The sequence below is a fragment of the Vibrio sp. SCSIO 43086 genome (assembly GCF_051132235.1).
GTDB classification, from domain to species: Bacteria; Pseudomonadota; Gammaproteobacteria; order Enterobacterales; family Vibrionaceae; genus Vibrio; species Vibrio diabolicus.
In genome coordinates, this window is record NZ_CP072678.1 from 1014347 (window position 1) to 1029227 (window position 14881).

The window sequence follows — 14881 nt, forward strand, 5'->3', positions numbered from 1 at the left end:
TTCTGACTTTCTATGCCGCGCTTATTTACCACCAATGCTCAAACGAGCAAAGCGAACGTCTGGCGAGAAGAAAGTGCGGCTATCGTTGATTAGCTGAGTATCACCTACTGCCTCAACTTCTTGCAGCATCTTGTAGAAGTTACCCGCTACCGTGATCCCACGAACTGGTTGAACGCGCTCTCCATCACGGCACAAGAAACCACTCGCACCAAATGAGAAATCACCACTGACAGCATCTGCACCAGAGTGAACCCCTTGCAGTTCCACTAATTCTAGGTATTCACCTGCATTGACTTCTGACGCATTGCTGTTGCCTGTCGCAATCACTTTGTGATTCGCTGACACGTCTAAGCTCGATTTTGCACCGCGAGCAGCACTTGCCGTCGACACTGCACCCAAATAACTCGCTGTTTGGCTATTGTGCAATAGCGTATTCAGTTGGCCATTGGCGATCAACACATTGTCTTGGGTGGCAAAACCTTCACTATCAAACCCTGCGATAGCCATACCATTCGGCATGTATGCCGCATCGGTAAAGGTAATCAAGTCACTCGCAACACGTTGACCAAGCTTATCACCCAGTGGCGTAATGCCTTTCATCGCGCTTACACCAGAGAAAGCACTGCCGAAAGCACCGAATAAACTTGCCAGCGCATTGATGTGGAAAATAGCGGGGTAGTTACCCGTCGCAACCGGTACACCTTCAAGAAGATCACGAGCAAGGTTGTAACCGCCTTCTATACAATAAGCTGGATCCAACTCATCAAAACGGCGACCTAGCGACATTCTTCCCGCCATCGACTGTTTGCCGTCTTTTTCAAACAGGGTATACGCGTAACAAGTGAACGATCGCTCGAAATGTTGACATAACGTACCTTGAGTATTCGCGATGATGAGCTGAGTTTCACCGTCACTGTAACCATTGTATGGTGAGCTTGAAGCGTGAGGCAGAGCCACAACACCTTGCTCAAGCGCAAGGGACAGTTCAATTTTCTCATCGACCGATGTGGTATCGTCTTGCGCAATTTCTGCAATATCAGTGGTGATTTTGCTGTTTACGCAGCTGATGGTTTGATGTTCATCTTGCTTGGAAAAGCGAGCACTTTGCAGCGCGTTTGTGAGCATCAAATCTAAACTTGGTTGCTCTAGTGATTCAGAATAACTTGTCGCGACACGAGCATCTTTAATAACTCGAACACCCAGCACTTGACTTGAGCTTACTTTGTACTCATCCAGCTTGCCTTGGTTTGCTTTCAGCGAAAAGCTGCTGTTGCGGTTTACAATGACGTCCGCTTCTGCGCCTTGACGCTTTGCTTCTGATAGGACGTAATCAACCGCATTAAGAAGTTGTTGTTCTTGGCTCATTAGTTACCGCCTCCTACCAGAATATTATCTACTTTCAGTGTTGGCTGACCGACTGTTGTTGGTACTGAACCACTTACTGAACCACACATGCCCGGCGCAAGCGCCATGTCTTTGCCGACCATGCTGATTTCTTTCAACACTTTTGGACCCGTGCTGATCAGCGTTGCTGTTTTCAGAGGTTTGGTGATTTTGCCATTTTCAATGAGGTAAGCTTCACGAACAGCAAAGTTAAACTCGCCCGTTCCCGGTTGAACCGAGCCGCCGCCCATCTTCTTCGCATAGATACCACGTTCGATACCTGCCAGCATGTCGTCAAGTGAATGCTCGCCTTCTTCGATAAAGGTGTTACGCATCCGCGAGGTTGGTGCGAACTTGTAGTCCTGACGACGACCAGAACCCGTAGGCTCATAACCAGTCTTCATGCCACCCATTTTATCGACCATAAAGCTGGTTAGCTTACCGTCTTTGATCAATTGAGTTCGCTGAGTCTTCATGCCTTCGTCATCAACATGAATCGAGCCCCATTCGTTGGTCATGGTGCCATCATCGACAGCATTCACGGCAGTGTGAGCAACCATTTCGCCCATTTTGTCGTGGAATACGGACGCTTTCTTCGCAACCGAAGTGGTTTCGAGTAAGTGACCACACGCTTCATGGAAGATAACGCCGCCAAAGCCGTTACCAATTACCACTGGCATTTCACCCGATGGACAAGCATCCGCACCAAGTTTCACTAACGCTTGCTGCGCGATAGTTTGACCCAGCTCTTTCGCATCTATCTGCTCACTGAACTCCCAACCGGCAAGAGCGCCAGGACCTTCCATACCAGAAGACTGCTCATTACCTTTTTGAGCAACGGTGTTACCCGCCACACGAATGTAGTGACGCGTATCGTCTACATGCAAACCTTCTGAGTTGAAGATAGACACTTGCTGCTCGCGCTGAAGCACACTACCAATGAACTGGCTGATGTACTCACTTTCTGCACGCGCAGCTTGGTCAACTTTCAATAGAAACGCGATTTTTGAATCTAAGTTGGCATCCTGACTTAACGGCATGCGGCAACCGTGTTGGATTGGGTAGCGGTTCAAATTTAAAGAACCTGCTGACGCGATTTGTTCACGCTTGTCTTTTGCCGCAAGCAATGAGGTTACGCGTTTTAGCTCGGCTTCGTCCGTGCTATTGGTGTATCCATAAAGCACTTTGTGACCGAAGAAGAGGCGAATACCGATACCAAAATCAATCCCCGAATTGACCTTGTCCACCTCACCAGATGCGATCTGGACGGTGTTAGTTTGATGATGTTCAACGAATAGTTCAGCGAAATCAGCCCCTAAAAAGAGAGCATGATCGATCACTGACTTCGCTGTTGCAGAATTAAGCATGAAGTCTCCTTGCTCGATGATCGTCTTAGCCTTCCTAATTAACTGTCGAAAAGTTCAACAAAGTTAAATTGGCAACGCGTTAAATTTTAACAGTTTTTTAACCTTGTTTTGTGCTAATCCTTGCTTAACGAGACCACGATTATTTATTAAATATTCCAGGTTCAGCTCTTTCACCAGAGCGTTGCACTAGTAAATTCCACACGACGAACCATTTAGATGCTTACTCTATCACTCACCTCGCATAATTGAATACTCAATAATAATTACTCTCAAAAAACGTATCCCTTCTACAAGGGTCCTGCTATCATCCGAGCGAAATAGTCGGGGGGCCACGCGATAAGCGTTGGCTGAGATCGAGATTCGAGACCCGTTGAACCTGATTCAGTTAGCACTGACGTAGGGAACTATGCGCACTTTGCCTTTCGCCGCTCCTCTTCGGCGAGCGATAACGATCGAACAATCGATCTATCCACAACGGTCAAAGTCAGTTCCTATACGTCTTGTAGTAGGAGCGACCATGACGCAGCAATCACAGCCATCTTTACACCAGGCACAATCACCTATAACCACCCCTGTTGTCTTAACCATCGCAGGCTCCGACAGCGGCGGCGGCGCAGGCATCCAAGCCGATATCAAAGCGATGTCCGCAACTGGCAGCTTTGCCTGCTCAGTGATTACCGCCATCACCTCACAAAACACGCAAGGCGTTTCTGCGATTTTCCCGATCCCACTTGATCACGTTGAAAGCCAACTCGATGCGGTGTTTACCGATCTCAATATTGTGGCGGTAAAAGTCGGCATGCTGGCGGATTCGAACATCATCAAAGTGGTGGCAAGCAAAATAAGACAGTACCAACCCAAGCATCTTGTGATTGATCCCGTCATGGTCGCCACCAGCGGTGATTTGCTACTTGAGCAATCAGCAATCAGCACATTAAAAGAAGAACTAATTCCACTGGCAGACATCATCACTCCTAACCTGCCAGAAGGTGCAGCATTGACGGGTAAGCCAGTGCCTCAATCAGAATCTGAAATGAACGATATGATTACCGACCTTCGTGCACTTGGTGCCAAAGCTATTCTGCTCAAAGGCGGTCATCTTGAAGAAAATGAAAACAGCAACGATCTGCTGATCATGCAAAACAGTGCGGAGTTAATCAGCGCCAAGCGTTTTCCGACCAAAAACTCCCACGGTACGGGCTGTACACTGTCTTCCGCCATTGCGTCTTACCTTGGTCAAGGCAACAACCTGCACAAAGCGGTTCACCTTGGTAAGCAGTACATCAGCCAAGCTATCGCACACGCTGATGAATTGGAAGTGGGGAAAGGTCACGGGCCAGTGAATCACTTTTTTTCGGGTCATACTTATGTTCGCTAACGCGATTGGCATTCAGCTTTCCGACGCCAGTTTGCAATACAAAGACAGCCAAACACCGACTTTAGCGGGAGTGAACATGACCATTCCTGTCGGTCAATGGACGGTATTACTCGGACGAAGTGGCTGCGGGAAAACCACAATATTGCGTTACTTAGCTGGTTTACTGGATGACCAAGTTGACTGGCATGGCGAACTCATCACAACCGATGGCGCTGCACTGCATGACCGTATCGCTTATATGGCTCAGCAGGATTTATTGCTACCGTGGCTTAACGTGCTGGATAACGTCTGCCTCAGCTCGCGATTTTCTCACACCAACTCAAATCCAGCGGATGAGAAACAACGCGCTCTCAACTTGTTAGAGCACGTTGGGTTGGCAGATTACGCTTACGCCAAACCCGCTCAACTCTCCGGAGGTATGCGACAGCGCGTAGCCCTTGCTCGCACTCTGATGCAAGACAAGCCTCTGGTTCTGATGGATGAGCCCTTCTCTGCGCTGGACGCGGTTACTCGCCATAAGTTGCAAACCTTGTCTGCCGAATTATTGAAAGATAAGACGGTTGTTCTGATTACCCACGACCCACAAGAAGCGGTGCGATTGGCACACCAACTCTATGTGTTACAAGGCACGCCTGCTCAAGCGCAGCACTTGGTTGTTCCGGACGCCAAGCCACCAAGATCTCTCGATGGAGAATGCGCAACTCTACAACAAGCGATTTTGAATCAATTGGAGAAAGACTATGAGTGATATGACTCAGTACAACTCCGTTTCGGCGCGTATCAGTAAAAAGGAACGCGTGACTCATCCGGCATTGCGTCTGCTAATCAGCGCAGCCGTGATCTTAGGTTTGTGGCAACTCATTGTAGTGGTGTTTGACATGCCAAGCTTCATCTTGCCTTCGCCGATTGAAGTATTGGATAGATTAGTCACTCGATACGACGTGCTACTCAAACACACTTGGGTTACCGCGCAAGAGATCCTACTTGGCCTCGCACTCGGCTTATCAATGGGTTTGCTGTTCGCATTACAAATGCTGATGTTCGAGCCGCTCAAACGCTGGCTATTGCCGATTCTTATCGCTAGCCAAGCCATTCCAGTATTTGCTATCGCGCCCGTGTTGATGCTTTGGCTGGGTTACGGCATTACATCGAAAGTAGTTATGGCGGCCATCATCATCTTTTTCCCTGTAACAACTTGTTGTTACGACGGACTGCGCAACACCCCCACCGGCTATCTCGATCTTGCCAAAACCATGGGCGCATCGAAATGGCAATTACTGCGCCATATTCAACTCCCTGCCGCCCTACCAACGTTAGCGTCTGGTATTCGTGTTGCCGTAGTTATTGCGCCGATTGGTGCCGTGGTAGGTGAATGGGTTGGTTCAAGTGAGGGCCTAGGCTATCTGATGCTGCAAGCCAACGCTCGCATGATCATCGATGAGATGTTCGCGGCGCTGTTTATTCTCGCCGCACTGTCTATCACACTCTATTTCACCACTGACAAATTACTGAAAAAAGCCATTCCCTGGGAAAACAAATAGGGAAAGAAAAAGGAAGAACCCCGTGAATAAAAACAAACTCATGAGCGCTGTTGCTCTGCTCGCATCAATTGTTTCAACTAACGTACTTGCTGCCGAAAAAGAGCTTACTTTAATGCTGGATTGGTTCGTTAACCCGAACCATGGCCCTATAGTGATTGCACAAGAACGAGGCTACTTTAAACAGCAAGGTTTGAAGGTCAATATTCAAGAGCCTGCAGATCCAAGCACTCCACCCAAACTAGTTGCGGCTGGCAAAGTCGATATGGCGATTTCATACCAACCTAGCCTGACCATCGACGTAGCGGCTGGCTTGCCATTAATTCGCTCTGCGACCTTGATTGCTACTCCCCTCAACACATTGATGGTGTTGGATAACGGCAAGAACGACAACCTTGGCGACCTTAAAGGCAAGAAGATCGGTATTGCGATCGCAGGTAACGAAGAGGCGACAATCGGCACCATGCTTGCGCAGGAGAACGTGAAGTTTTCTGACGTGCAAATCATCAACGTCGGTTGGGCACTCTCTTCCTCTCTTGCCTCAGGGAAAGTAGACGCTATTTGGGGCGGCTTGCGTAACTTCGAAACCAACCAACTTGCGCTAGAAGGCTACAAAGCCAAAGCCTTCTTCCCAGAAGAGCACGGCGTACCAGCGTATGACGAACTGGTGTTTGTGGCGAATGCAAAAACCTACGACAAAGCGGCTATTAAAGCGTTCAACAAAGCGCTGGAGCAAGCGACCACTTACATCGTCAACCATCCTAAAGAGTCCTGGAAAGAGTTTGTCGCTTACTCGCCAGACACGCTAAATAACGAACTCAACCAACGCGCTTGGAACGACACGTTAACTCGTTTCGCGCTTCGCCCATCAGCAGTCGACCTAAAACGCTATGACGATTACGCCGAGTTCATGTACTCACAAAAAATCATCGGAACGCTACCAAAAGCGAAAGATTACGTACCGAGTTTTGACTAATTACGAGGCTGCCCCATTATGAAATACCAAGATTTGATCGACGCTTGCCGCCAAGATTGGCAAGAATACACTGAGCATGCCTTCGTGCAGCAATTGGCCAAAGGCACACTGGCTCAACCTTGTTTTCTGCATTACTTAAAGCAAGATTTCTTATTCCTAAAACAGTATGCACGAGCTTATGCGCTGGCAATCTACAAAGCGCGTACGTTAGACGATATGCGCCGCGCACTACCAAGCGTACATGCGCTTTTAGATTCAGAGATTACCCACCATGTTACCTACTGCGGTCAGTGGGGATTAACGGAATCTGATCTCGAAAACGAGCCGGAAGATTTTGGCACGGTGGCTTACACGCGCTACGTATTGGATGCGGGAATGACGGGCGACTTAGTTGACTTGTATGCCGCGCTCGCCCCTTGCTCCATCGGCTACGCCGTCATTGGTAAAATGCTGATTGAAGATGAAAACACGGTATTCGAAGACAATCCTTACGCAAGTTGGATTAACTTGTACGGCGGTGAAGAGTTCCAATCTGGCGTGGCAAGTGGGGCCGAACACTTTAACCAGCTACTGGCTGAAATCGACATCCACAGCCAGCGCGGTCAAAACCTGATTCAGGTCTTCAAAACCGCAACGCGTATGGAAGTGGCGTTTTGGCAACAAGGTCTAAACGCGCAATAAGGTTAATTGGAGAATCTCATGTTAATAGAACAAATCACTCAAGCATTAACCGCAGTGCGTCAGCAAAAGCCTTTAGTCGTGAACATTACCAACTACGTGGTGATGAACAACACGGCGAACGCTTTGTTGGCTATCGGTGCTTCGCCAATCATGGCACATTCAAAGCAAGAAATGGCAGAAATGATGTCGTTTGCTGGCGCTTTGGTGATCAACATCGGCACCCTAGACAGCGTTTGGACACCGCGCATGAGCTACGCCGTAGAGCAAGCCAACTCGAACGGTAAAATCGTTGTGCTCGACCCTGTCGGTTGCGGTGCAAGTTCACTACGTACCGAAACCTCGCGCGAAATCGCCCGCCTTGCAAACAAGTTAATCATTCGTGGTAATGCGTCCGAAATCATTGCTCTCGCTGGTGAGCAAGCGCAAAGCAAAGGTGTAGATGCACTCGACGGTAGTGATGCAGCCCTTGGGGCGGCTCACTTCTTAGTTGAAAAATACGGAGCGAGCGTGGTCATCTCCGGCGAAACTGACTACATCGTGACAAAAGAGCAAACCGTCCAGTTGAATAATGGTCACGAGATGATGCCTTACGTAACCGGAATGGGCTGTACACTAACGGCACTGACGGGTGCTTTCGCTGCTGTTGGTGATCACTCCGGACTTGCTGCTGCGGCGGTACTTGGCGTTGTTGGCGAGATTGCAGCGGAACAAGCTCGTGGTCCAGGCAGCCTGCAAATGAACTTGTTGGATGAGCTTTACCAACTGGATGAAGAAACATTGGTAACACGTCTTAAATTACAAGTGAGATAAATCGCTTCTCAATGCTTTAAACGCCTCTCACTCCAAAGACAGTGGGAGGCGAAAGGAAACACAATGAACGCCTATCGTTTGTATTTGGCCACCGACGACCAACAAGATTTACCCACTCTCAAACACGTTGTAAGAATGGCGGTAGAAGGTGGCGTAACCATGGTGCAAGTTCGCGAAAAGCACGGTGATGTACGTGCGTTTATCGAACGTGCTCAAGCCGTCAAGACGATCCTTGAAGGCACTGACGTCCCGTTAATCATCAATGATCGTGTTGATGTTGCCCTTGCCGTCGATGCCGATGGGGTTCACCTCGGGCAGTCAGACATGCCAGCAGAGATCGCTCGTCAATTGATTGGCCCAAACAAGATTCTAGGCTTGTCGATTGAGACTGAAGAGCAGTTGGCAGAGGCGGATTCTCTGCCCATTGATTACATCGGTTTGAGTGCCATCTTCGCTACACCAACCAAAACCAACACCAAAAAACACTGGGGTATTGAAGGTTTGAAGATGGCGCTGAACACCACGTCTTTACCAATCGTCGCTATTGGTGGCATCAACGAAACCAACATTCCTGCCCTGAGTGCGACAGGTGTGCATGGTTTGGCTTTGGTTTCTGCCATTTGTCATGCAGAAAACCCAACCAAAGCAGCAGAGTACTTACTTTCTCTGATGGATTAAGACCCCAACGCTTAAGGATGAGCGCCTTTACCCTCCAGATAAATGCCATCAATTCATCACTCAACCTTCATTCTCTCGTCAAATTGACAAAGCGTTGATAAGTTTTTCACGCCAGATAACGTAAGATAAGCCCCTTATTTTCACGTGGTTGAATAACCCTCAATAAAAACAAAACGCTCTCAATGAAAACCAAAAAATATGGATTGATGATGCTCGCCTTGTTTGTTCTTGGCATCATCCCAATGTCGCTGTTTGGCTCTTATCACAATCTCACTTCACAGGTGCCTGAAAGTCTGGGTATTACTTTTACTTTGCTCACAGATTCTGCTGGCAGCAAAGGCTTTTTAATTACCTTAACGCTGCTACTGCTTTCTTTATTTCGCTTTAAACCAAGTCGCACTGAGTGGATGCAAAAACTCTCAATGTTAGGGCTGTTACTTGTGATTGGCTTTGCCAGCAAAACGGGGCTAAAACTGATGACAGAAAGCCCGCGCCCATACACGGAATTGCTCGCAGCAGAACAATTGATTGAAACACCAGAAACGTTTTATCAGTTAGATACAAAACAACAAGCCAACGTAATTAACCAGGTTACTGAACAAGTCAGTGATTGGCGAACACGCCATTGGCAAGGCGAGAAAGACTATTCTTTCCCATCCGGCCATACGATTTTCGTTTCGATTTGTCTGGCTTTCTTTGGTGGGTTGTTCTTACAGAACAAGTGCTATATCTCTGCACTGTCATTGTGGATGTGGGGAATGAGCGTCGCATATAGCCGCTTATGGCTGGGCATGCATCGCCCTGAAGATTTAATAGGTTCGGTCTTGTTTGTCGCTATTGTATTTACTTTACTCCCGACATTTCAAATTAAGAAACAGATGCCATTTGTTTCTCTCGCTTCGCGCTAATGTGAACGATGACTAGATAAAAAAGAAGCCAGCGATTCGCTGGCTTCTTGCTTTCAAGCGCTACTTTTTTCTAGCCATTTTTTGGTGGTTCAAACGCCGTTAGTTCTAATTCTGGGCCAGTGTATTTTTCAATACGAACCAGTGCCGAGTTCGCCGCACAGCCGTTTGCAAGTCGAGAGGTCGGAATATCCAACGTTAACACGTTACAACCGCCGTTCTTACAAATGCCGGTTTTCGGATCCAAATCCGGCCAACCGCCTTCATGAATACACACTGAACCTTGCTTGATTCGGTCAGTCACTTCTGCACCAACCAATACTTGGCCACGGTTGTTAAACGCACGAACTAGATCGCCCGTTTTAATACCACGCGCTTTCGCATCTTCAGGGTGAATCCAAATAGGTTCACGGTTTGCAATTGCGTACTCTTCGCGAATCTTCGCGTAGTTAAACTGGCTGTGTAGACGATGCGCTGCGTGCGCGGTCATCAGCTGCAACTCGCCATCTTTTGCATTGCCGGTGTACTCGGTTGGTGCCATCCATGTTGGGTGTGGAGGACAGTCTTCCAACTGGTAACCTTCAATCGTTTTCGAGAAGATTTCAATCTTACCACTTGGCGTACCTAGCGGGTTCATGATCGGGTCTTCACGGAAATCCGCGTAACGAACAAACTGTGCGTTCTTCTCGTTCCACTTCATCTCGATCAGTTGGTTATCTTCCCAGAACTTGCTGAAGTTCGGCATTGCTACGCGAGAGCTACGGCCACCTTGTTGCGCCACCTTGTAGAAGCCGTACAGCCATTCCATTTCAGTTTTACCTTCGGTGTACACATCACGTCCACCCGGTGCTAGCATCTCCGCCATGTCCGCGAATACATCGAAGTCATTACGCGCTTCACCTTGCGGCTCAACCACTTGCTTCATTGGCACCAAGTGTTGGTTACTGTAGTCACCCGTCATCGTTAAGTCGTTGCGCTCGAACGATGTGGTGATTGGTAGGACGATGTCCGCGTGCTTCGCAGCCGCTGTCCAGTAAGGTTCTGAAATCACGATCAGTTCAGGCTTTTGCCATGCTTTAATCAAGCGGTTGGTGTCTTGGTGGTGAGTAAAGTTCGCACCACCTGCCCACCAAATCATCTTGATATCTGGGAACGTCAGTTCATGGCCGTTGTGATGGTAGGATTGACCTGGGTTTTCCAACGCCTCGACAATACGCGCCACAGGGAAGCTTTGCACCGCGCCAGATACAGCCCAGTCGTTACCCGCAGAAGAGCCGCCACCCAGTGATGCTGAAATCGCAGGAAGCACGCCAGCGTCACGAGCAGGGTTACCACCGTTTGAGTAGTGGTAAGAGAAACCAAAACCACCGCCCGGTAAGCCGATTTGACCCAACATCGTTGCCAGTGTAACCAGCATCCAGTGACGCTGTTCACCGTACTGTTGGCGCTGCATGCCCCAACCCGCCATCAGCATGGTGCGGTTTTTACTGAAGATGTCAGCCAATAGCTCAAGTTGCTTCGCAGGTACGCCACAGATTTGTGATGCCCATTCTGCTGATTTTTCTACGCCATCTTCTTCGCCCATCAGGTACGCTTCAAACTTGTCGTAACCTGCGGTGTATTTATCGAGGAAGGCTTTATCGTGCTTACCTTGTTTCACCAAGGTGTGTGCGATACCCATCATCATTGCCACGTCGGTCATTGGGTGAGGAGCAATCCACTCCGCATTCTCGCCAAAGAACTCGATGGTTTCAGAACGAATAGGGTCAATCGCAATAACCGTCTTGCCTGATTTTTTTAATTGATGGAAGAACTCAAGACCAGCACAGTCTGTTGAGCTCCACGCGATTTTTAGGGTGTTGATCGGGTTTAAGCCCCAAAGTACAACCACGTCGCTGTGCTCTAGTACCACTGGGTACGTGGTTTGTTGCTCGTACACTTCGATAGAGCCCACAACGTGCGGCATGATGATCTGCGCAGCACCCGTTGAGTAGTCACCCAAGTGGCCTGAATAGCCGCCCGCCATGCTCATGTAACGTTGCAGCAAGGTTTGTGCTTTGTGCAGCACGCCACTTGAACGCCAGCCGTAAGAACCAGCAAACACAGAAGCTGGGCCATATTCTTTGCGAATTCGCATGTGCTGTTCGTGGATCAGCTTGTAAGCCTCATCCCAAGACACACGCACAAACTCATCACTACCGCGCACACCTTCTGGCGACGATGGGTTTGCCAAGTAGCCTTTACGTACCATTGGGTACTTCACACGCGCCTTGGTATGCACTTGGTCAGGCCCAGTAGTTTGTAGACTATTTGGTACAGTTTGTGGAAGAGCATTAGTAGTCGAAACCAACTTACCATCTTTCACTTCACATAACATTGGGCCCATGCGGCCCGCTGTCAAAATGCCCTTGCCACGCTGGTTTGAAGACGCAACAGACATAGGTGCAAAAGAAGTAAATGCCATGGCGCCAGCCGCCATACCTGTGCCTTTTAGAAATCCACGACGGGTTAAATTAGTCATAATCTTATCCTTCTATTTATCGTTAGTGACCAACCACATCTTTCGCGTGGTGCTGGAAGAACTTAGTAAGAATTTCTAGGTTTTCGGCAGTGATGTCTGTTCGATCACCCATACTCTTCGCCACTGGTCCCCATGCGTTCACTGTGAAGTGATTTGAAGGAATTTTCGCGTGACAAGTTGCACAATAAACGTTGTCTAGCTCTTCTGCGTATGACCAAACTGGGTCAAGTGTATCCACAACAGGAGAATCGATCGTGCCTGTTAGTGACACTGCGCGCCATTCGTTGCCGTAAACGTCGGCCTTAAACTCACCGCCCTCAAGAGCTTGCTGACCTTGCTCGGTTAGCGTTGCTACGATGGCACGTTGACCTTCACCCATGTACAGCACTTGCTCTGCGCCTTTCATTTGGAATGCGTCCAACTTAACAGTACGCTCATCACCTTCAGAGCTGATTACTTCTAACTTCGTCGTTGGGTTAATTTTACCCATCTCACCCATTGCGATTTCAGTCACAGGGTAAACGACTTTGGCACCAGGTGATGTTTTTGTGGTGAAGCTCATCAACGTTTCAAATGCCTTGCTGTCTAGCTCAGCTTCTGGTGCAAAGTGAGCAACGCCTTTGTGACAATCGATACACGTTTGATCGTTCGCTTTTGCGTACTCGTGCATTTTCGCTGCATCGCGAGATTGCTCAAATTCTTCCATCGCGTCAAAGTCGTGGCAAGAACGGCACGTTGCAGAGTCGTTTTCACGGAACTGCTCCCACACCATCTCCGCAAGCTCTTTGCGGTGCGCTTCGTATTTTTCTGGCGTGTCGATCTTGCCAGTCACAAACTCATGGTAGATGTCTTTCGATGCACGAATCTTCGTGATCAGGTAGTCCATCGGTTCTTGTGGGATGTGGCAATCAGAACACTCGGCACGAATGCCTTTCGCATTACTGAAGTGCACTGAGCCTTGGTACTCTTTGTAAGGGATTTCCATAGAGTGGCACGAGAGACAGAACTCAGTATCAGAGGTGTAATGCATTACCGCTGCAGTACCACCTAATGTTAACCAGCCCACACCAATGCCGGCAGCAACCAGCAGTGCAACATATCGTTTTTTTATTGACATAATTAGCAACACTTCCAAATAAAATGTAATTATAGATCGCAAAATACTACTTTATGGGTAGTTCTCTCTTGATCCACATCATTTCCGTGTTGCTCTATGTGTCTCAAGTATGAAATTTCGTTATTTTCATCCCATAAATGAATATTCAGTAAGAATTCATTACCCAACCAGGCATTCACCACACAAATCACTTTTGTAAGTGCAACCGTTTGATTAAAGAGATAAGAGGATGAGAAACTGGCTCTCTACATAAATGCTGTAAGGACACGCATGTCAGTTTATATTGAGACTCACCGAAGCCAATTAAGACCTATCGAAGCCAGCGATTGGGAACTATTTCAGCGATTACATTCCGAATCAGAGATCATTGAGCTCTGTTTTGATCGCCCGAGCGAAAAACAAATAAAAGAAAAATTTGCTTCGCGATTATTACCATGGACACCAGACAGTCCGCACTGGCTTTGCCTCGTCATACTCGATAAGCAATCTGAACAACCGATTGGCGTCACTGGCCTTGCCATTGAAGAAGGTAACGCAGAGGTGGGTTACTTACTTTTGCCTGAATTTCATGGCCGACAGTTTGGAACAGAAACCCTTCAAGCGCTTCTAAATTGGGCGAGAGCAACACATGACATCGACCGCTTTTCCGCTACGGTCACTGAAGGGAATATTGCTTCAGAGCGTGTTCTCATGAAGTGCGGATTCGAGCTATCTGAAGTCATTCCTGACGCATACCAAATTGGCGACAAGCGTTACGCCGACAAAATCTACTCACTACAAAAATAAGGATGTATTTTGAATAAAGTAGTCATCGTTACTGGCGCAAGCCGAGGCATTGGAGCCGCAACAGCGAAAAAACTGGCCGAGCAAGGCTATGCCGTGTGTGTTAATTACCGTGCGCAAAGTGAAGCAGCTCACCAAGTGGTCAGAGATATACAAGCAAATGGCGGAAAAGCGATCGCCGTTCAAGCAGATGTATCGGACGAGCAACAAGTGCTCAATCTTTTCGATGCAACAGAAAACGCACTAGGCTCAGTCACCCATTTGGTCAACAACGTTGGCATTCTATTTACTCAGTCACCGTTGGCGGAAATCAGCTTGGAACGCTTTCAGAAAGTAATGAACACTAATGTGAATAGCTGCTTTCTCTGTTGTAGAGAAGCGGCGAAGCGATTCAGTACTGGTGGCGCAATTGTGAACGTTTCTTCCGGGGCATCACGCTCAGGCGCGCCATTTGAATATGTCGATTACGCCACATCAAAAGGCGCAATGGATACCTTAACCAAAGGGCTATCGCTTGAATTGGCAGACCGAAATATTCGCGTCAATGGCGTTCGACCTGGTTTCATTTACACCGATATGCACGCCGATGGTGGAGAACCAAACCGAGTGGATAGACTCAGCCCTCAAATTCCACTAAAACGGGGCGGTACGGTAGAAGAAGTGGCGAATGCGATCGCTTGGCTACTCAGTGATGAAGCTTCTTATGTTACAGGCTCTTTTATCGATCTTTCGGGCGGTAAGTAA

General features: G+C 48.2%; 14 protein-coding genes and 1 riboswitch. Of the genes, 10 read left to right on the plus strand and 4 right to left on the minus strand.

Annotation, left to right across the window (positions count from 1 at the left end; genetic code table 11):
* Positions 1 to 21 precede the first annotated feature (21 nt).
* Positions 22 to 1365, minus strand: a complete 1344-nt coding sequence (locus tag J8Z23_RS20745) for a TldD/PmbA family protein (RefSeq protein ID WP_243327362.1) — start codon at positions 1363 to 1365, stop codon at positions 22 to 24.
* Positions 1365 to 2750: a TldD/PmbA family protein gene (locus J8Z23_RS20750; protein ID WP_434635315.1), complete on the minus strand. Its 1386-nt coding sequence runs from the start codon at positions 2748 to 2750 to the stop codon at positions 1365 to 1367. Before J8Z23_RS20750 ends, J8Z23_RS20745 begins: the two co-directional genes overlap by 1 nt.
* Positions 2751 to 3062: 312 nt before the next feature.
* A riboswitch (TPP riboswitch) is annotated at positions 3063 to 3170 on the plus strand.
* A 97-nt stretch (positions 3171 to 3267) separates the two neighbouring features.
* Here J8Z23_RS20750 and thiD point away from each other — a divergent pair.
* The 8 genes from thiD (at position 3268) to J8Z23_RS20790 (ending at position 9719) form a co-directional block, all read left to right on the plus strand.
* Complete coding sequence (thiD, locus tag J8Z23_RS20755; protein ID WP_434635316.1) at positions 3268 to 4128, plus strand: bifunctional hydroxymethylpyrimidine kinase/phosphomethylpyrimidine kinase; 861 nt, start codon at positions 3268 to 3270, stop codon at positions 4126 to 4128.
* The gene (locus tag J8Z23_RS20760) at positions 4118 to 4876 is read left to right on the plus strand and encodes an ABC transporter ATP-binding protein (protein ID WP_248380525.1); all 759 of its coding nucleotides are present in this window, start codon (positions 4118 to 4120) and stop codon (positions 4874 to 4876) included. The genes thiD and J8Z23_RS20760 overlap by 11 nt, the downstream gene beginning before the upstream one ends.
* Positions 4869 to 5669 (plus strand): ABC transporter permease, encoded by an 801-nt coding sequence (locus J8Z23_RS20765; protein WP_434635317.1) that lies wholly within the window; start codon positions 4869 to 4871, stop codon positions 5667 to 5669. The genes J8Z23_RS20760 and J8Z23_RS20765 overlap by 8 nt, the downstream gene beginning before the upstream one ends.
* A gap of 22 nt (positions 5670 to 5691) precedes the next feature.
* A complete protein-coding gene (locus tag J8Z23_RS20770) occupies positions 5692 to 6642 on the plus strand; it encodes an ABC transporter substrate-binding protein (RefSeq protein WP_301660009.1) in 951 nt (316 codons plus the stop codon).
* Positions 6643 to 6660: 18 nt separating this feature from the next.
* On the plus strand, positions 6661 to 7323 hold the full coding sequence (gene tenA / locus J8Z23_RS20775) for a thiaminase II (RefSeq protein WP_301660010.1): 663 nt from the start codon (positions 6661 to 6663) through the stop codon (positions 7321 to 7323).
* An 18-nt stretch (positions 7324 to 7341) separates the two neighbouring features.
* Complete coding sequence (gene thiM, locus J8Z23_RS20780) at positions 7342 to 8133, plus strand: hydroxyethylthiazole kinase (protein WP_301660011.1); 792 nt, start codon at positions 7342 to 7344, stop codon at positions 8131 to 8133.
* Between the two features lie 63 nt (positions 8134 to 8196).
* Positions 8197 to 8811 (plus strand): thiamine phosphate synthase, encoded by a 615-nt coding sequence (thiE, locus tag J8Z23_RS20785; protein ID WP_301660012.1) that lies wholly within the window; start codon positions 8197 to 8199, stop codon positions 8809 to 8811.
* Positions 8812 to 8993: 182 nt separating this feature from the next.
* Entirely contained in the window at positions 8994 to 9719 is a 726-nt protein-coding gene (locus J8Z23_RS20790) for a phosphatase PAP2 family protein (RefSeq protein WP_065645281.1), read from the plus strand.
* Between the two features lie 70 nt (positions 9720 to 9789).
* On the opposite strand, the gene J8Z23_RS20795 is transcribed toward J8Z23_RS20790, so the two are convergent.
* Positions 9790 to 12237, minus strand: a complete 2448-nt coding sequence (locus J8Z23_RS20795; protein WP_301660013.1) for a trimethylamine-N-oxide reductase 2 — start codon at positions 12235 to 12237, stop codon at positions 9790 to 9792.
* Positions 12238 to 12259: 22 nt separating this feature from the next.
* Positions 12260 to 13354 (minus strand): NapC/NirT family cytochrome c, encoded by a 1095-nt coding sequence (locus J8Z23_RS20800; RefSeq protein ID WP_005391870.1) that lies wholly within the window; start codon positions 13352 to 13354, stop codon positions 12260 to 12262.
* Positions 13355 to 13624: 270 nt separating this feature from the next.
* On the opposite strand from J8Z23_RS20800, the gene J8Z23_RS20805 reads away from it, so the two are divergent.
* On the plus strand, positions 13625 to 14140 hold the full coding sequence (locus J8Z23_RS20805) for a GNAT family N-acetyltransferase (RefSeq protein WP_256936786.1): 516 nt from the start codon (positions 13625 to 13627) through the stop codon (positions 14138 to 14140).
* Between the two features lie 9 nt (positions 14141 to 14149).
* Positions 14150 to 14881, plus strand: a complete 732-nt coding sequence (locus tag J8Z23_RS20810) for a glucose 1-dehydrogenase (protein WP_006740993.1) — start codon at positions 14150 to 14152, stop codon at positions 14879 to 14881.